This window comes from Gilliamella sp. BG7 (genome assembly GCF_046635565.1).
In the GTDB taxonomy this organism is placed as follows: Bacteria; Pseudomonadota; Gammaproteobacteria; order Enterobacterales; family Orbaceae; genus Gilliamella; species Gilliamella apicola_P.
In genome coordinates, this window is the sequence record NZ_JBIDFB010000013.1 from 30595 (window position 1) to 49896 (window position 19302).

General features: G+C 34.2%; 19 protein-coding genes. 13 read left to right on the forward strand and 6 right to left on the reverse strand.

Annotated elements, in window-relative coordinates; genetic code table 11:
* Positions 1-2: 2 nt before the first annotated feature.
* The 4 genes from ACGH49_RS09070 (at position 3) to pmrB (ending at position 3260) form a co-directional block, all read left to right on the forward strand.
* The gene (locus ACGH49_RS09070; protein WP_296208243.1) at positions 3-686 is read left to right on the forward strand and encodes an amino acid ABC transporter permease; all 684 of its coding nucleotides are present in this window, start codon (positions 3-5) and stop codon (positions 684-686) included.
* Positions 687-810: 124 nt separating this feature from the next.
* Complete coding sequence (locus tag ACGH49_RS09075) at positions 811-1365, forward strand: phosphatase PAP2 family protein (protein WP_411589083.1); 555 nt, start codon at positions 811-813, stop codon at positions 1363-1365.
* A 95-nt stretch (positions 1366-1460) separates the two neighbouring features.
* On the forward strand, positions 1461-2123 hold the full coding sequence (gene pmrA, locus ACGH49_RS09080; protein ID WP_065590433.1) for a two-component system response regulator PmrA: 663 nt from the start codon (positions 1461-1463) through the stop codon (positions 2121-2123).
* A 33-nt stretch (positions 2124-2156) separates the two neighbouring features.
* Positions 2157-3260, forward strand: coding sequence for a two-component system sensor histidine kinase PmrB (gene pmrB / locus ACGH49_RS09085; RefSeq protein WP_034915454.1), 1104 nt, complete (start codon positions 2157-2159; stop codon positions 3258-3260).
* Here pmrB and ACGH49_RS09090 read toward each other — a convergent pair.
* Positions 3229-3849: a YrbL family protein gene (locus ACGH49_RS09090; protein ID WP_065559926.1), complete on the reverse strand. Its 621-nt coding sequence runs from the start codon at positions 3847-3849 to the stop codon at positions 3229-3231. The two genes, pmrB and ACGH49_RS09090, sit on opposite strands and share 32 nt — an antisense overlap.
* Before the next feature lie 274 nt (positions 3850-4123).
* Between ACGH49_RS09090 and rplM the strand changes: the two genes are divergently transcribed.
* The 7 genes from rplM (at position 4124) to glnE (ending at position 13510) form a co-directional block, all read left to right on the forward strand.
* Entirely contained in the window at positions 4124-4552 is a 429-nt protein-coding gene (rplM, locus tag ACGH49_RS09095) for a 50S ribosomal protein L13 (RefSeq protein WP_034901369.1), read from the forward strand.
* 11 nt (positions 4553-4563) lie between these two features.
* Entirely contained in the window at positions 4564-4956 is a 393-nt protein-coding gene (rpsI, locus tag ACGH49_RS09100) for a 30S ribosomal protein S9 (protein ID WP_034915459.1), read from the forward strand.
* A 333-nt stretch (positions 4957-5289) separates the two neighbouring features.
* On the forward strand, positions 5290-5922 hold the full coding sequence (locus tag ACGH49_RS09105) for a glutathione S-transferase N-terminal domain-containing protein (protein ID WP_065559925.1): 633 nt from the start codon (positions 5290-5292) through the stop codon (positions 5920-5922).
* 49 nt (positions 5923-5971) lie between these two features.
* On the forward strand, positions 5972-6379 hold the full coding sequence (locus ACGH49_RS09110; protein ID WP_411589084.1) for a ClpXP protease specificity-enhancing factor: 408 nt from the start codon (positions 5972-5974) through the stop codon (positions 6377-6379).
* 553 nt (positions 6380-6932) lie between these two features.
* The gene (locus tag ACGH49_RS09115; RefSeq protein WP_411589086.1) at positions 6933-8432 is read left to right on the forward strand and encodes a hypothetical protein; all 1500 of its coding nucleotides are present in this window, start codon (positions 6933-6935) and stop codon (positions 8430-8432) included.
* A gap of 476 nt (positions 8433-8908) precedes the next feature.
* Positions 8909-9868, forward strand: a complete 960-nt coding sequence (locus tag ACGH49_RS09120; RefSeq protein WP_411589087.1) for an inorganic triphosphatase — start codon at positions 8909-8911, stop codon at positions 9866-9868.
* A 798-nt stretch (positions 9869-10666) separates the two neighbouring features.
* Positions 10667-13510 (forward strand): bifunctional [glutamate--ammonia ligase]-adenylyl-L-tyrosine phosphorylase/[glutamate--ammonia-ligase] adenylyltransferase, encoded by a 2844-nt coding sequence (glnE, locus tag ACGH49_RS09125; protein ID WP_411589088.1) that lies wholly within the window; start codon positions 10667-10669, stop codon positions 13508-13510.
* Positions 13511-13564: 54 nt separating this feature from the next.
* Here the strand turns inward: glnE and ttcA are convergent, their stop codons facing one another.
* Both ttcA and yeiP read right to left on the reverse strand, forming a co-directional pair.
* On the reverse strand, positions 13565-14461 hold the full coding sequence (gene ttcA, locus ACGH49_RS09130; protein WP_065606241.1) for a tRNA 2-thiocytidine(32) synthetase TtcA: 897 nt from the start codon (positions 14459-14461) through the stop codon (positions 13565-13567).
* Positions 14462-14475: 14 nt separating this feature from the next.
* Positions 14476-15048, reverse strand: coding sequence for an elongation factor P-like protein YeiP (yeiP, locus tag ACGH49_RS09135; RefSeq protein ID WP_411589089.1), 573 nt, complete (start codon positions 15046-15048; stop codon positions 14476-14478).
* 117 nt (positions 15049-15165) lie between these two features.
* On the opposite strand from yeiP, the gene ACGH49_RS09140 reads away from it, so the two are divergent.
* Both ACGH49_RS09140 and ACGH49_RS09145 read left to right on the forward strand, forming a co-directional pair.
* The gene (locus tag ACGH49_RS09140) at positions 15166-15432 is read left to right on the forward strand and encodes a YkgJ family cysteine cluster protein (RefSeq protein ID WP_034911309.1); all 267 of its coding nucleotides are present in this window, start codon (positions 15166-15168) and stop codon (positions 15430-15432) included.
* A 203-nt stretch (positions 15433-15635) separates the two neighbouring features.
* On the forward strand, positions 15636-17078 hold the full coding sequence (locus ACGH49_RS09145; RefSeq protein ID WP_411589091.1) for an amino acid permease: 1443 nt from the start codon (positions 15636-15638) through the stop codon (positions 17076-17078).
* A gap of 116 nt (positions 17079-17194) precedes the next feature.
* Here the strand turns inward: ACGH49_RS09145 and infA are convergent, their stop codons facing one another.
* The 3 genes from infA to holA all read right to left on the reverse strand — a co-directional run bounded on the left by infA (position 17195) and on the right by holA (position 19296).
* Positions 17195-17413 (reverse strand): translation initiation factor IF-1, encoded by a 219-nt coding sequence (gene infA / locus ACGH49_RS09150; protein ID WP_025315083.1) that lies wholly within the window; start codon positions 17411-17413, stop codon positions 17195-17197.
* A gap of 231 nt (positions 17414-17644) precedes the next feature.
* The gene (gene nadD, locus ACGH49_RS09155; protein ID WP_411589092.1) at positions 17645-18298 is read right to left on the reverse strand and encodes a nicotinate-nucleotide adenylyltransferase; all 654 of its coding nucleotides are present in this window, start codon (positions 18296-18298) and stop codon (positions 17645-17647) included.
* Positions 18292-19296 carry a DNA polymerase III subunit delta gene (gene holA / locus ACGH49_RS09160; protein WP_411589093.1) on the reverse strand — a complete coding sequence of 335 codons (1005 nt, stop codon included), beginning with the start codon at positions 19294-19296 and terminating at the stop codon, positions 18292-18294. Before holA ends, nadD begins: the two co-directional genes overlap by 7 nt.
* Positions 19297-19302 lie beyond the last annotated feature (6 nt).

Genomic DNA, 19302 nt, shown 5'->3' on the forward strand with positions numbered 1-19302 from the left:
TTATGGAGCTTAAAGGTTTAGAGGTTATTTACCACAATTTCAGTTATATGATGTGGGGAAATTTTCCCGGAGGAATTTTTTTAACGCTGTTAATGAGTTTTGCCGCAATTATATTTTCAACTTTTTTGGGTATTCTTGCTGGAGTCGGGTTGACTGTCTTAAAAGGAGTTATGCGTTATTTTTTAGTTGGTATACTTGGTTTTTTAAGAGCTATTCCTGTCATTATGCTTATTTTCTGGACTTACTTTCTTCTACCTGTGTTACTTAGTGTAGATGTGCCAGCAATTGCAACGGTAATATTTGCTTTATCCTTGATAGGAGCTGCATACATTGGACATTCAGTTCATGCAGGTATGATTGCTGTGGCTAAAGAACAATGGCAAGCGGCGTTTTCATTAGGCTTAACTAAAAAGCAAGTTATTATATTTATCATATTACCACAAGCCCTTAAAATGATGTTGCCGTCTTTTGTAAATCAATGGGTATCACTGATTAAAGATACTTCGTTAGCCTATATTGTTGGAGTGGCGGAATTTACTTTTATTGCAACCCAAATTAATAATCGTAGTATGATTTATCCAACAGAAATCTTTTTATTTGTTATAGTCGTTTATTTTATCATCTGCGCCTCGCTTGATTTTGCAGTTACGTTTTTCTCAAAATACCAATTATTTTGTTTTAAATAACATTTAATTGTATTTGTTTGCTCATTTACCCGATTATTGGCTAGGTTTATATTAAGGTTCTCTTAAGGTTTATACGTTAAATTATTAATAATTTGGGTGAATCTAGAGAGATGGCTTATGTGGCATGATTTTAATACACAAATTTTTTTTATTAATAAACGCTTCAGATCATGCATCTAAATCATTAGTCTTTTTTGCTATTTTTTGTGCTAAATATTTGGTTTACCTACCTGTTATTATTATGGTAATCGGTTGGTGTATTCGGCCTATTTATAGGCAATTAATTTTAAAAATAGTATTTAGTTTAGGGTTAGCATTATTAGTTACTTTTGTTATTCGTTATTGTTTTTATTCTCCACGCCCTTTTGAGGTTGAAGTTGGTACTAATTATCTTTTTCATGACAAAACAAGTTCTTTACCGAGCCAACATGCGGTATTTGTGTGGACAATGTTTTTTGCTGTTTTTTTTGATAATGCATATCGCTTTAGAACAGATCTATATTTATTGGCTTTAATTGCTGTACTTGTATGTTGGAGTCGTATATATCTAGGGATTCATTGGCCATTAGATATTATTGTCGGATTTATTTTAAGTATATTATCGGCGTATTTAATTAATAAAAATTGGATAAGTATTAACAAGTTTCTTAATAAGTATGTTCTTATTGAGCGCAATTAATAGCTTTAGATATGTAACGTGAAGTATATAATTACTGATAATTATACGATTGAGAATTCTTAGTGATTCCAACATTTATATAAGGTAAATCATCAATGAAAATATTAATTGTTGAAGATGATAGCTTGCTACAGAAAGGTTTATACGATGGTATAACGTCAAATGGTTATGTTTGTGAAGTTGCTACAAATGGTAAACAAGCTGAAGATTATATTCAATTTGGGCAGTTTAGTTTAATTATACTCGATTTAGGATTACCTGATTGTGATGGACTTGACTTACTGATTCGCTGGCGAAAAAATCATATTTCAACGCCAGTTTTGATTTTAACTGCACGCGATACCATAGAAGATAGAGTAGAAGGTTTAGATAATGGTGCCGACGATTATTTGATTAAACCTTTTGCTTTAACTGAATTATTAGCTAGAGTAAGAGCGTTAATTCGTCGAGATCAAGGTACCGCAGATAATCTTATCAGTTATGGTCCTATTACTATTGATATAAAACAACAAAAAGCGACTGTTAATAACCAAGAAGTAGTGTTAACACCAAAAGAGTTTATTGTATTATCTCGATTAATGCTAAAAGCTGGCGAAAAGGTCCACCGTGACTTATTGCAAAATGATCTTTATGATTGGCAGAGTGACCCTAGCTCAAATGTTTTGGAAGTGTATATTCACGGATTACGTAATAAATTGGGTAAAAATTTTATTCGTACAGTACGAGGTTATGGTTATCAACTTAATGATGGATGTTGATAACTCGATTAATTTAAATTAGATAATTAAATTATGATTTCAGAATCACTTAGTAATATACGCCACAGTATTCGTTGGAACCTATTTTTTACTTTGGGTTCTATCATGTTGGTTTGTCAGATTATTACTGTCCTTTGGTTATGGCACGAAAGTAAAGAACAAATAGATGTATTGGTTAATTTGACTCTAAGTCAAAATAAAATTGATGAAGTTGTTGAAGAAGAAGAATTAGAAGCGATTTTTGTTTTGTTTTGTTCAGCCTTTTCTATGATGGCAGTAACACTATTTTTAGCGTACAAAGCGATCAAGTGGATCACAAAACCGTTGGAAATTTTAGAGAAAGATCTTAATCAACGTACTGAAGAGAACCTAAAACCCATTGCGCCAATTAGCAATATGCGTGAAATTAAATCGATTACATCTGTATTGAATAATCTTTTTATTAGGCTGAGTACAACATTATCTCAAGAACGTCTTTTTACCGCCGACGTAGCGCATGAAATGAGGACACCTTTAGCAGGCATTCGTTTACATCTAGAATTGTTAGAAAATAACAATAACATTGATTGCACAGAGTTAATTGATCGTATAGATCGATTAGTCAGTACTGTAGAACAGCTATTAATGCTTGCTCGAGCTAGTCAAAAGTTTACTGTAGGACAGTATCAACATATTAATTTTTATAATGATATTATGATTCCGCTGTCTGATGAACTAACAGAATTGACTTCACAAAAACAGCAACAGCTTGAATGGTATTTGACTGATAAAGACCTTATTTTTAATGGTGATGCAACCTTAATAAGACTATTAGTACGTAATTTAGTTGAAAATAGTTATCGCTACAGTCCTGAGAACACTAAAATTGTGGTAAGTTGTTACAAAATTAAAAAAGATATCATTATTACTGTAGAAGATGAAGGTAATGGCATTGATGAGTCTAAAAGCGAAAAACTGACCCAAGCCTTTTTTCGTATGGATCGCAAGCATAATGGTATTGGGCTTGGTTTAAGTATAGTCAACCGTATTGCTAAATTACATCAAGGTCTATTTACCTTAAAAAATAGACCTAATAATGTAAAAGGTGCTATTGCACAATTGAGGATTACTGATTCACTTCGTCAACTAAACGAGTGATTAATTTATTGTTGCTATTTTCTTTAATAATGGATGTTAAAAAACGTTGCCAAGTTCGTTCAATTTTGGCTTTAGCAAAAAAAGGAATGTAATTGGCAATAGGAATAAGAGTTGAATTACCGATATTATCGATAATAATTAAGCGACTTTTATCTGCACTTAAGTGTTGAAACAAAATATTTTTGCTTTTTATTGTCATTGTAATAATACGATCTTTTAATAAGGCTGATTTCAAGTTTCTTAATGAAGTAACTAAATCATCATAATATTGCTTAGTTAATTTTTTATCAGCGAGGTATTTTTCAAGTGGTATAGCTACTTCACCGGTATAATCTCGGATGAGTTGGAAAACATGGCCTTTGCCATAATTGGTTGAAACTGGACCGTAATATTTTGGTATTGCATCGAATGAAACATTACGTCTAATTAGATGTTTATAATAAGAAATTTCTCGATCAGTTTCTTCTTCAGCACCAACATTATAATTCACTTTGATACACTTATTGGGATCATTTGGATGACGATAACATTTTCGGTGCAATCCTCTGCTAATATAATCTTCTATTGAAAGTTGAATTGTATTGCTCATTTATTTAAATATTTTGTTATTTAATGTTGATTTTAGTTTATCAGTAAGCGTTCCTTCTCGCTATGATTTTTTATTTTTACTCTAGCGCTTTTATAAAATTTCTGTATAATATTGCCACCCACGTTACGACAACGTTCTTCCCAACGTTGTTTTCGGTTGTCAATATTAGTATAACCACTCGAAGGGGTGAGTTAATTAATGGTAACAATCAAAAAGTGTAAATAAATCAAATGATTTATTAACGTGAGATTAATTAAAAATTGGATAATTACGAATGAGTACTTTTTCAGCTAAACCAGAAACAGTTAAACGCGACTGGTATGTTGTTGATGCAGCAGGTAAAACGTTAGGTCGTTTAGCTACTGAAATCGCAAGCCGTTTGCGTGGTAAACACAAAGCAGAATACACACCACATGTTGATACAGGTGATTATATTATCGTTATCAATGCAGAAAAAGTTGCTGTAACAGGCAAAAAACGCACTGATAAGATCTATTATCGTCATACTGGCTACATCGGTGGACTTAAAGAAGCGACTTTTAAAGAGATGATTGAGCGTCATCCTGAACAAGTCATCGAAATTGCTGTAAAAGGCATGTTACCGAAAGGTCCTCTTGGTCGTGCAATGTACCGTAAACTAAAAGTTTATGCTGGTAGTGAGCACAATCATGCGGCACAACAACCGCAAGTATTAGATATTTAAGGGGATAAAAGATGGCTGATAATCAATATTACGGTACAGGTCGCCGCAAAAGTTCTGCTGCTCGTGTATTTATCAAACCAGGTAGTGGTAACATCGTTATTAACAAGCGTTCTTTAGAGCAATACTTTGGTCGTGATACAGCTCGTATGGTTGTTATGCAACCGTTAGAGTTAGTTGAAATGACTGACAAACTTGATCTTTATATCACTGTTAAAGGTGGTGGTATTTCAGGTCAGGCTGGTGCGATTCGTCACGGTATTACTCGTGCGTTAATGGAATATGATGAAACTTTACGTTCTGCGTTACGTCAAGCAGGTTTTGTTACTCGTGATGCACGTCAAGTTGAACGTAAAAAAGTGGGTCTACGCAAAGCTCGTCGTCGTCCTCAATTCAGCAAACGTTAGCAGCAATATTACAAAAACGTTACAATTTTGTTTCAAAACCCAGCAAATGCTGGGTTTTTTTATGCTGATTTGGTTAATTAAAAAGTTAAACTACGTAGGTTAAATATTTTTAAGAATTAAGATTATTTAGGAAATAAATATTATTTAATATTATTAGGTTAACTAATTTAATAAATCCTATACTTAAGCACATGTTTTATGAAACTGCTTGTCAAAATTAGGGCTTGAGGAAAAGAATTAAAGAAAATTTATTTTTTTTAACAATTTTGTTATCCAATTTGTTAGAATAGACGGCAACTAGACTTATTTTAATTTTATAAATTTGGAGTGGATATGGTTGTTGCTGTTAATAAACGTTCTGTAATGACATTATTTTGTGATACAACAGATATTTACGGGCATCAGATTCGTTTTGTTCTGGCAGAAAAAGGGGTAACTGCGGAAATAGAGTTTGTAACGGCAGATAATTTACCACAGGAATTATTGGATCTTAATCCATATAGTTCAATTCCAACTTTAATTGATCGTGACCTTACGTTATATGAACCACATATTGCGTTAGAATATTTGGATGAACGCTTTCCGCACCCACCATTAATGCCTGTTTATCCTATCGTTCGCGCTAATTCACGATTAACAATGTACCGTATTAAAAAAGAGTGGTATAGTGCATACGAAACAATTATTGCTGATCCTAATAGTGATGCGGCTAAAACAGCACGAAAAAACCTTCTTGATGATCTTGTTTCAGTTTCGGTTATGTTTAAAGAAAAAGATTATTTTATGAGTGATGATTTTACATTATGTGATTGTTACTTTGCGCCGTTACTTTGGCGTTTGCCATTGCTTGGTATTGAATTACCAAAAGTAGCCGAAAAGAATTATTTAGCCTATATGGCGAGAATTTTTGAACGCCCTGCTTTTATTAATTCATTAACTGAAGCAGAAAAAAAGATAAGATCATAAACAATTAAATTTATCTTTATTTACGATAATTTTAGCCAAGGTAGCCTTGATGGAACTTGAACAAATGACGCCACGTCGCCCTTATCTATTTAGGGCTTTTTATGACTGGATTTTGGATAATGAATTGACGCCTTATATTGTGGTTAATACATCAGTATATGGTGTGTTAGTGCCACAAGAATTTATCCAAAACAATCAAATTATACTCAATATAGCCCCACAATCCGTTGGCCAATATTTGGCTACTAACGAACAAATTGAATTTAATGCTCGCTTTTCTGGTGTGCCACAACATATTGTTGTACCAATGGCAGCGATTGAGGCGATTTATGCTCGTGAAAACGGTGTTGGTATGGGATTTGAAGATGAGCCACAATATCGTACACAGAGCGAATCTTTGCCCTCACAACCTGAACAATCTAAATCAAAACCGAATCCATTTCGAGTTGTTAAATAGCGTTTTTTTATTATTTGATAAGGTGCTTTTTAAGAACCTAATTGCTGGCAGTTTGTGTCTTTGATGATGCTAATACGATGAGATTAGAGCTAAATTCATTTGCTAATAGCGATGTGTTTGTAACGCGAATCGATATTAAATCAAGGTATTGTAGTGGTTCGTTTAAAAGCTAACTAGAAAAAAAATATTGATTTTATCATGTTTTTTATATGACAATTTCTAGCTAAAACAAAACCGCTAACAAAATGCCGCTATAAAATTTTCAAGTTAAAGTTTAATACATTATTTAAAAATAATTTACAATTAATTAACTAAAACTGACGTTTTAGTATTTGGTTAACTATAATTTTGACTGTTTTTTGACAAAATATATCTCATTAAAAAATGAGCAATTATAAAATTAAAACAACAAATTAATTGGAGATTAGAAATTGTGTGTTATCATAATAAAAAGTGTTGGTATTTCTGTACCCTAAACCTATTTAAGTTTGACTGCAATCAAAAACAGATTCCATTCTTATTTTTATCTTCAGGTCAAACGAAACCGCCAAGGTTGTCGCTAATTTTTAACTTGTTATCCAAATCATCTTTAACTTTTGTACCGCCACTGTTATTGCTCTATTCAGTAGATTTACAAGCATTGTCCACTCATACATCTCAGGTCATTCATGGCTCGTCGCCATATTTGACACTTGATGGTGGCGTTACCAAATTAGCTACAACTAATGACTTATTAAGTATTAAATTATCAAACGGTCAAGTTTTCAGTCCACAAAATAATAACTCAGCGATGACTCCAATCCAGTTACCTAATGCCGGTGATACCCTTGTTAATATTGAAATGATAGTTCCCCCATCAACTAACTTGATAAGTACAAGTAGTTTGGTAACTCAAGGTAATTGGGGAGATGATGATGGAGATGGACAGGGAGCTAATAGTGCCACTGCGACAGGGAATATATCAGTATCGTTTACTGATAAAAATGGTAATGCCGTTAGTCGCAGTGATATATTAGATATTTGTAATGCACCTTATAGGATAACATTAAGTAGTACGGATGCTACTTTAGCAACAAAGTATGGTGTGCCAAATAGAATTACTTTTAGCGGAAATACGGTGTCATATTATATCAACCCAAATTCACAGCAACCTAAAGTTTGCTATGTAAGGCCTCGTTTGATATTTGGCGGTACTAATTTTGCTGGAGATAATCCTCGCTTTGCGGGTCCATCTAGCATATGGGATCCTACTAAAGGTTTTTTAACACAGTCAATTAATCCATCTTCTTATAGCCTTAATTTTCCCACTACGGGGGCTGATGGATTATATTTTGATTTGGATATAGGTGGGGTGGATGTAAGTCAGTTGACGTGGTCTTCACAAACTCACGGAGGGATAACAGCAACAGTGAATTGGGTAAAACCTCGTTCAGACTCATTCACCATTCCATGCCGAAGTTGCACGGGCACTACTACATATGATGATTGGATTACAGATAAATCCAAAAACGTAACGCGAGTAACGTTAAATGGCCCTAGGGCGAATAATACCCAAATACAATCAAGTAATCCTAGTCTACTTACTGTGCCATCTTTGCCGCAACTATTTGTGTTGGAAGGGAAGAATAGTAGTGGTGTGGTTGTTAAATATGGATTTGAGCTAAAGCAGTGGTTTGTCCATCGGGGAGAGAAATATACTACTGTTCCTGAGCAAGCAACTTGGTGTAGTAGTTTGGGTTATCGTTTTTCGAAGATAAGAGATTTAAGCAATGCGAAATGTGGTGTGGATAATGCTTATTTTCCATGTATAAGCGACATAGATGGCTCCACACCGTCTTCCGGTAGTCTATATTACCAACGTCAAATAGGGGCAGGATTTTTAAGTGAGTGGAGTGATGTATCCTATTATGGTGATGTGGCAGGTTTTGGTCGTGGTGATATTTGGACGAATGATGCGGTATCAAATACAACTCACTTATATATTCACCGTAATGGTTATGTGGATCAGTGGGGCACCTTTGGAGGTGGCTATGCTGTTTGCACCGTACCTTAGTTTTTAACGTTTAGTTCTTAATTCTTTGTCTGTAGGGAGCTAATTGTGCAAATTGGAAGGTCAATCAACCAATAAGTGAAGCCCCTCAACATTAAGCCAAGTCAGTTAGGTTAGAGAAATGTTATTGTGGTTAACTACCTAAAAGTGTTATTCATTTCAAATAACTAACTTCATTTGTAGTAAAAAGTAATCAGAAAATTAATTGATTTTATTTGCCAGTTTTTAATAACAATTAATATTATAAAACCACCTAATATTTATATCATTTGTCTTATTTTGGTATCGAATAGCCAAAGTATGGATCATTAGTCAATCGCTAATTCCCCAATCTAAATATAACCACTATTTCTATTTTGAACACCCAAACCATAAACACCTATCCCTCCCTACTTTAATACATGTTTAAGTGTATTTCTTCAAATATTCAATATATGATATAGCAAAATAACCAATACAAAACAGAACAGAACAGAACAATGAGTAACGAAATCGAATTAAAATTTGAAATCAATACCAATGATATTGCCAGTTTAAAATATTATTTAGATCAATGGGCGGATTGTGACGAGGCCGAATTTTCGGCATCATTAGCATTATCATCAACAAAACGTAATGTTACTAAACAAAACTTGACCAATACTTATTACGATACTAGTGATTATTACCTGCGTAATCATGGTTGTGGGCTGCGTGTAAGAGGGTGTGATGATAATTTCGCAAAACGTTTTGAAATCACATTAAAGCGTGACAAAAAATCGATTGCGGGGTTGCATGAGCGTGCAGAATTTAATGTCGATTTACCTAATTCAGTCCCCGATTTAACCGTATTACCTTACCATGCATTGCCAAATAGCTGTGATGTTGCTCAGCTACAACGGGATTTACAGCCTCTATTTACCACCAATTTTGAGCGGCAAGCGTGGTTAATTTCGTTTGCAAGTAGTGAAATTGAAGTTGCGTTAGATCAAGGGCAAATTAGTTCAAATAATCAATCTATTCCTTTTAAAGAAGTTGAACTTGAAATCAAGCAAGGCAATAAACACGATTTACTTAATTTTGCTATTGAGCTAAGTCGATTTAATTTGCATCTTTTTTCACAAAGCAAAGCTTCTAGAGGGTATCGTTTACTGAATAATTTGGCACCTAAAAAGTGCAATTATGTGCTTTCAAGTCAATGTGATTTGCCTAAATTGCTTGAGTTTTGGCAACAAAACGAAGAATATGCGTTAGAAGTGGATGATTTAGAATACTACAAGCAAACTTTAAATCAGGTAAATGATCAGTTAACCAATAAACCGCTTTCTAACGAGCTAGAGTTTGCTCAATGGCAAGCGACATTGTTGGTTATTAATTCTGTAAAAGAATTTGCTTTTAGTGAGATAAATACGAAGCTAAAACTAATGCTAATTGTTGCAATAAATAAAATTAACATATAAATATAAGGATATATAGATGAAAAAGTCATTTTTTAAATTATCTTTATCATTAGTTTTATTTTATTGGATATTTAATATTGTTTTTGTTATTACTTATAGTGTTAAATTTGATGATTATTTTTTTATATCGTCAGATATGACAACCCATCAGATTATTATAAAATTTATTAAGCAAATATTACTCAATTTCTTTTTACAGCTACCTAGCACACTTGTGCTATTTACGATTTCCGTATTGTTATTGAACAAATATAATATTAATCAAATCAATCAAAAAAATATTGTTAATAGTTTATATTTGCCGCATTAATTACATTAGGCGATATTGTTGGCCGATTGTATTGTTACACCTATATTTTATTACAGTTTTAAAAAAATCATTATTGCTATAGTTGGTTTAACTATATTTTTATCAATTGTGAATTTACATGGTTATTTTTTGTTAAGGTGATGTTTTACTGGTGTAACGGAAACTATCGCTTTTAAAAAGCTCGTTTTTAGTTCAATAGGTATTCTTCTATTAAATTGTTTATTATTGATCGTATTAGTAATTTTTAGTATTTCATTAATACGTTATTTTCAATATTGGAGAAGAATAAGTGACTTAAAAATAATAATGATTTGTTTTATGATGGTAGTAATTTTATTTATTTTAAGCTGTGTATTGGTGAGAATAGCGGTTAAACAACTATTTGGTAAAATGGATAAAAATTATCAAAATATTTAAGTCTAAATGTAATTATTTATTAGCTAGCACTGATTTTTATTATTGTTAATGAATTCTAAGAGAGCTTGCCTATGTCAGAATTTAACTCGTCGTTTTCTTCTTTGCTTGAACAACAAAAGCAAAAAGTCGCCCTTCAACTTGACCAATGCAATCTGGCTCAAGTGCAAGCTCACCTTGATATTTTGGTACAGAGTGACTTTTTGGTCGATGCGTTTTGTCGATTCCCTAATTGGTTTTCCGACATAATACAAAACCCACCGCGAGCCGATGAACGGCAATTTTATCAATCTTGGTTAGATGCGCAATTAACAGATGTGACCGATGAAGCTATTTTTATGAAAACGCTTAGGCTGTTTCGGCATTTTATGCTAGTGCGCCTTGAGTGGTCACAATTGGCGAAAATAAGTCATGATGAGCAGATTTTATTGCAATTGACCGAATTGGCCGAGGTGATTATTGTTACAGCTCGTAATTGGCTTTATGAGCTTAGTTGCAAAGAGTGGGGAACACCTTGTAATGCTCAAGGTCAGGGGCAGCCACTGCTGATTTTAGGTATGGGTAAATTGGGCGGTGGGGAGCTGAACTTTTCGTCCGATATTGATTTGATTTTTACTTATCCAGAGCATGGGCAAACAAAAGGTGGTCGGCGAGAATTAGATAATGCTGTCTTTTTTACTCGATTAGGCCAACGCTTAATTAAAGCGCTCGATCAAATTACCGAAGATGGTTTTGTGTATCGTGTGGATATGCGTTTGCGTCCGCTTGGTGATGGGGGGCCTTTAGTTCTGAGCTTTTCTTCTATGGAAGATTACTATCAAGAGCAAGGTCGAGATTGGGAACGTTATGCTATGGTTAAAGCCAAAGTTCTTGGTGATCAGCATGCTCCTTATGTAGGCGAACTGTATCAAATGTTGAAGCCTTTTGTTTATCGTCGCTATATTGATTTTAGTGTTTTACAATCATTGCGTAATATGAAAAGCATGATTGAACGTGAAGTGCGTCGTCGTGGTTTAAAAAATAACATTAAGCTTGGTGCTGGTGGGATTCGTGAAATAGAGTTTATTGTACAAGTTTTTCAGCTTATTCGTGGTGGAAGAGTAGTGGGGTTGCAAACTCGTTCGTTATTAAATGCGCTTAATGTGATTGAACAAGAATCGCTACTTGCATCGAATGAAGTATCGTTATTACGAGAAAATTACCTATTTTTACGCCGTTGTGAAAATCTTCTACAAGCTATTGCTGACGAACAGACCCAAACCTTGCCAGATAATGCACTGGAACAAGCCCGTTTAGCGACAAGCATGGGCTTTAATCATTGGCATGATTTTGAACAAGCGTTATTAGTACGAATGCAACATAATCGCCAAATTTTTAATGAACTTATTGGCGAAAACGAATCAAAATCTACTTCAACAACCAAGTCTTATAATGATCAATTTGATGATCTTTGGGTGCCAGATCTTCAAATCAGTGATGTCAGCGCAGTGCTACCCAATTATTCAGAAACACAAATCGCACAGATCCATCAAATGCTAATACAATTTCGTGATGATATTGGTAAACGTACAATTGGTGTAAGAGGGCGTGAAATACTCGATCAATTAATGCCACGTTTATTAGAATTTATCTGTAGTGAAAAGCAAGTAACAATCGTGTTATCAAGAATTTTGCCGTTACTTGTTAATATTGTTAGTCGTACCACTTATTTAGAACTGTTACTTGAATATCCAACTGCTTTGAAGCAATTGATTCGCTTATGTAGTGCTTCACCAATGATTAGCGATCAGCTGGCTCATTACCCTATATTGTTAGATGAGCTTATTGATATCAATTCGCTTTATCAAACTGTTGCTCCAAATGAATATAAAAGCCAGCTTTATCAATATTTATTGCGTATTGAAGTTGATGGCGAAGAACAACAACTTGAAGCTTTACGTCAATTTAAGCAGATGCAATTACTGCATATTGCCGCAGCTGATGTTGAGCATGTGTTAACTACTATGAAAGTTAGCGATCATTTAACTTATGTAGCCGAAGCTTTATTAGATTTTGTCGTACAAATGACATGGAATCAAATGATTGCTCGCTATGGCAAGCCTGAGCATTTGGCTGATAATCATAAAGGCTTGGTGGTAATTGGCTATGGTAAATTAGGCGGTTGTGAACTGGGTTATGGTTCGGATCTCGATCTGGTTTTTTTACATGATTGTCCTGTTAATAGCGTCACCGATGGTGACAAGCAGATCGATAGTCGTCAATTTTATTTGCGCCTTGTACAACGTATTATTCATTTATTTAATGTATGCACTAGCTTTGGTATTTTATATGAAGTTGATGTAAGACTTCGCCCTCAAGGTGATGCAGGGCTTCTTGCTTGTAGTTTAGATGCATTCGAAGATTACCAAATAAATGAGGCTTGGACATGGGAACACCAAGCTTTAGTACGAGCCAGAGCTGTATATGGTGAAGTCGAATTAATCGCTCGTTTTAATCAAATTCGCCATAATGTACTTTGTAAAAAGCGTGATGAAGTTGTATTAAAAAAAGAAGTGCGTGAAATGCGTGAAAAAATGCGCTCACATTTAGGTAGCACTCAAGATAATTTATTCAATTTAAAAATTGATAAGGGCGGAATTGGTGATATTGAATTTTTATCACAATATTTGGTGCTTAATTATGCTTACCAGCACCCTCAAATGACGAAATGGAGTGATAATGTGCGTATTTTAGAGCTAGCAACAAATTATCAAATTATTGATATTCACGAAGCAGAGCAACTAACGCAAGCTTATATTGATATGCGTAATAAAATCCATCAACTTGCATTGCAATTATTACCAAGTACGGTGGATAGCACGCAGTTTAAGCAAGAAACAGAAATAGTCAATCAAAGTTGGCAAAAGTGGCTGAAATAATAGTATTAAAAAACGCCGACTAGAACGGCGTTTTTAATATTTTAACAAGCTTAATTATTTAACTTCTTTCCATAAAATCAAATCTTGATTTTTAAGATCTGAACTATCAAAGCCTACAATCGGTTTGATATCTTCGCGGTCAAAAGCAATATCGCCACCATTAACGGCAAGATCACCTTTTTTAATTCCTTTGAAATCAAACAAATTGGTATCACACAGATGAGATAGGGTGATATTTTTTGTTGCACGAAACATGGTCTCAATACGCCCTGGATGTTTTTTATCCCATCCATTTAGCATCTCTTTAATCACTTGTCTTTGTAGATTTGGTTGTGAACCACAAAGATTGCAAGGAATAATCGGAAACTGTTTAATTTCAGCATATTTGGCGATATCCTTTTCTTTGCAATAAGCTAGTGGCCGGATAATGATATGTTCACCTGAATCATTCATTAGCTTTGGAGGCATTGCTTTGAGTTTGCCACCATAGAACATATTTAAAAATAGTGTTTCTAAAATATCATCACGATGATGGCCAAGGGCAATTTTTGTTGCACCAAGTTCGGTCGCTGTGCGATATAAAATGCCACGGCGTAGCCGTGAACAAAGCGAGCAAGTTGTTTTACCTTCAGGGATTTTATCCTTGACAATACCGTAGGTGTTTTCTTGCACAATTTTATATTCAATGCCTAACGAATTTAGATATTCAGGCAATACATGTTCAGGAAATCCCGGTTGTTTTTGATCTAGGTTAACCGCTATTAGATCAAAATGTACTGGTGCACTGATTTTTAAGTTAATAAGAATATCAAGCAAAGTATAACTATCTTTACCGCCAGACAAGCAAACCATAATACGATCGCCTTCTTCGATCATATTAAAGTCAGCGATTGCCTCGCTAGTTAAGCGACGCAATCGTTTATGTAGTTTATTTTGATTATATGTATTCATCACAATTTTATTTGTTATTCGGCACGGCTCATGTAACGACGTTCAGCAATATGAATTTTGACTTTTTCGTGGTTATCAATATATTCAGGAACCTGAATAACAAGCCCTGTTGATAAGGTGGCAGGCTTGGTTCGTGCACTTGCTGAAGCGCCTTTAATGCTTGGCGAGGTTTCAACAATATCAAGTTCAACAGTCTGTGGCAATTCCAAGGCAAGAACTTCACCATCAGCCATTAGCACTTGAATACCATTCATACCGCCTTCAGGGATAAACAATAATTCATCTTCAATTTGTTCTTTTTTGAAAATATAAGGGGTAAAATCTTCATTATCCATAAACACATATTCATCACCATCAATATACGAAAAACTAACAGGTCGACGGGATAGTTCAATTGTTTCGAGGATATCATCACCTTTAAAGCGTTCCTCAACTTTCCCACCATTTTTTACATCGCTAAAACGCATTTTATAAAGTGTACTGGCACCGCGTGCACTTGGACTTTGAACATCAATATCTTTAACAAGTAATAATTTACCATTATAGGTGACCGCGTCACCACGTTTTATTTCATTTGCTTTAGCCATAATATATATTCTTCATGATTAATAAAAAAGGTTAAAAAATTAGCTCGCTATTTTACCGCCAACTTGCTATTGTCACCATCAAAATTTATTAAATAAACTTAAAATAAAGGAAATACCATGACAGATTCACTCCAATGTCGAAAAAACTGTGGTGCCTGTTGTATTGCTCCTTCAATTTCATCAGCTATCCCTGATATGCCTAAGGGCAAACCAGCTGGTATTGCTTGTATTCATTTAGATAACAATTATCAATGTAAATTGTTTTTTCACCCATCAAGACCGACAGTTTGTGGTCGATTAAAACCTTGTATCAAAATGTGTGGTAATAACCGTTCGCAAGCATTGAATTATTTAACTCAATTAGAACAGCTAACTAAAGGTTAATTATTGTATATAGTTAACAAAACAGTTCGATTATTAGAATTATTTATCTCGCCATCATTTTTTTTTGATACACTTTCACTCATTTTATTTATCTGTAATGATTAATATAAATTTTTAGCTGCCTACTTGGCTGTTAAATAATGTGGAGTATAAAAAGTTATGCTCCATAAGATTTACTCTCCTTAACAAAGAAGAATATTGATATGAAAAACAAATTAAAACGAGATTTGAAGGCGCGTCACTTAGCCATGATCGCCATTGGTGGTTCAATTGGCACTGGGCTATTTGTTGCCTCAGGAGCAACTGTTGCTCAGGCAGGTCCCGGTGGAGCTTTGCTTTCGTATGCCATTATAGGTGTAATGGTGTACTTTTTAATGACTAGCTTAGGGGAACTTGCTGCATATTTACCTGTTTCAGGCACCTTTGCAACTTATGGTTCACGTTATGTAGATGAAGCGTTTGGTTTTGCCATTGGCTGGAACTATTGGTATAACTGGGCAATTACGGTTGCGGTTGACCTAGTTGCCGCTCAGCTAGTTATTTCTTATTGGTTTGATGCCGGTCCTTATAGCTGGTTATGGAGTTTATTGTTTTTAAGTATCATCTTTTGTTTAAACTATATTTCAGTTAAAGGCTTTGGTGAAGCTGAATTTTGGTTTTCATTAATTAAAGTCGTCACCGTTATTGTTTTTATTATTGTTGGTTTATTAATGATTATTGGTATTTTCCATGGTGCAGAAGGTGTGGGCTGGCAAAATTGGACCATCAAAGAAGCGCCTTTTGCAGGTGGATTTTCATCAATGATTGGTGTAGCAATGGTAGTTGGATTTTCATTTCAAGGTACCGAATTAATTGGAATTGCAGCTGGTGAATCAAAAGATCCAGAAAAAAATATTCCTAAAGCAATGCGACAAGTCTTTTGGCGAATACTGTTATTTTATATCTTTGCGATTTTAGTCATCAGTTTAATTATTCCTTATACTGATCCTAATTTACTACGTAATGATGAAACCGATATAAGTGTTAGTCCATTTACCCTAGTATTTGAACATGCAGGATTATTATCAGCTGCGGCATTAATGAATGCAGTTATACTGACTTCAGTTTTATCTGCGGGTAACTCAGGACTTTATGCTTCGACCCGTATGCTTTATGCTCTTGCTAAAGAAGGTAAAGCACCTAAAATCTTTGCAAAATTATCATCATCAGGCGTACCTCGTGCAGCGTTGTTAGCAACGACATTTGTGGCTATGCTTTGCTTCTTAACGTCGATGTATAAAGATCAGGTTGTTTATTTGTGGTTGCTCAATATGTCCGGTATGACTGGTTTTATTGCTTGGTTAGGAATTGCAATTAGTCATTATCGTTTTAGAAAGGGTTACCTTATGCAAGGTCATGATGTTAATCAATTACCATATAAATCAAGCTGCTTCCCATTTGGCCCTGTTTTTGCTTTCGTATTATGTTTAATTATAACACTTGGCCAAAATTACGAAGCCTTCCTACAAGATACTATTGATTGGAATAGTGTAATTGCAACCTATATCGGTTTACCATTATTTTTAATGATTTACTTTGGCTATAAAATAGTTAAAAAAACAAGATGGGTTAAATACGATCAAATGAACTTTTCTAAAGATGATTAACTCACTAGCTTAGTTTGAATATCTCACTTCTCCGTCGACTTTTGTCGACGGTTTTTTATTAAAAAAGAGAGAAATAAACAGTTATATAGCGATAACAGTTTATTCTGATAACGATATTAGCGACTTCGGAAGATGATGCGTGCTTTAGATAGATCGTAAGGTGTCATTTCAACAGTAACTTTATCACCAGTTAAAATACGAATATAGTTCTTCCGCATCTTACCAGAAATATGTGCAGTAACGACATGACCATTTTCAAGTTCAACACGAAACATCGTATTTGGAAGAGTATCAAGTATAGTTCCTTGCATTTCAATGTTATCTTCTTTTGCCATTGGGGCCTCTTAATAATAAGTACAAATTAAATATACTCAACCAACTTTCCTCGTCTAAGCATGCATATAATGCAAAGGTATAGCGTTGCGCTTTTATGTCACCTAGAAAGTATTTTATTCGATGACAAAGTAAAGTTAAATTAAGTATAAACACAAAAAGCTGAGTTTAAAATAAATAAACACAGCGGCGAAATAATGCCGAAAAAACTGTCAGATGTAAAGCCCTTTCTACTATTTCTTTGCAGTATAAAGGCCTTGCTGATGAATATAATGCCACACTTTGGGTGGTAACAAATTTTCACAACTGACTTGGTTGTTAATATTTTGCCTGATCTCAGTAGCTGAAATATCCTCAAGTGGTGTATGTGCAAAAAAGATATAACCATGTGGTGAATTGTGTAGATCTTTAACGTTTGTGGTATTATGCACATCAATCCATTGTTGTAACTCAATGTTATCAGTTTTTTGGGCATAACCTGGTCTACGGCAAATTAGTAAATGGCAATAATCAAGCAACGTTTTCCATTTATTCCAAGTCGGTAAACTCAATAATGAATCTTGTCCCATAATAAATGCCAATCCTTCACTATTTCCATTTTCTTGTCGCCAGGCTTGAAGCGTTTCGATAGTATAAGAAGGACGTGTTGAAGTTTCAGGTAAGATCTCTCTTACATTCAACGCAAATAATGGTAAACCTTCGATAGCCAATTTTAACATTGCCAAGCGTTGTTCAGTACTCGCTTCTGGTTGTGGTTTATGAGGAGGGACATGATTAGGCAATAAACTAATTTGCTTTAATCCAACTTCATTTGCTAACGAAATAGCAGGGCGAAGGTGTCCATAATGGATCGGATCAAAAGTTCCTCCTAATAATGCAGTTAACATTTATCTAATCCCATAAATTGCATCGATAAATTAAACATTGCGTCCCATATTCGTGCTTGGTTATTATGCTTTAAACTGATTTCGATCTCTGTCAATTTGGCTAATAAATTAAATAGGTCATTAATATCGCAACGGTTTAGATAACTGGTATATATCGTTCTTTTATTTTGCCAAACCTTATATTCATCAAAAACTTGTTTTAATGATTTTTGTTGCAATCCTTTTTTTAAATTGATCATCAATATCAATTCACGTTGAACAATCCGCAATAAAATTAACGGCTCAAATTCATTTATTTTTAACTGTTGTAAAATATGAATGGCTCGCTTTGTTTTATTAGCAATCATCGCATCAGTCCAATGATATGGTGTAAATATTGCCGAATCATTTATATTATTTTCGACTTCATCATAAGAAATGCTCTGATTAGGATACAACAACTTAAGTTGTGCAATAATTTGTGTTAATGCTAGTAAATTGCCTTCATAACAATAGCAAAGCAGTTCAATTGCCTTTGGTTCAATGGTCATTTGTTGTTGTTGCAAATGATTTTTAATCCATTGTGGCAACTGTAAAGTATCGGGTGTAGTGCAATTGACAACCACCAATTTATCAGATAACGCTTTATACCAAGTAGCATTTTCTTGCGATTTCGTAATTTTGTGAAGTGTAATAACCAGCGCAATACCAGGGGTTAAAACCTCACTTAGTGTATTGAGTTTGGTAGTGATAGCTGCGTTTAATGAACCCTCACCAAAATCAAGAAAAATTAGAGTATTTGCAGAAAATAGATTCATAGCCTGACAGCTATCATAAATCGCTGTCCAATCGGTTTGATAATCAATTACAAAAGTAAGTTGATCGTCAAATCCTTTTTGTAAAAAGGATTTGCGTAACTCAGTTTGCACATAATGCTGTAAATAGGGATCACTACCTAAAATTAAATAATAGGGTGACCCCACTTTATGGTTAATTTGATCGGCGCTAATTTTAATCATGTCAAC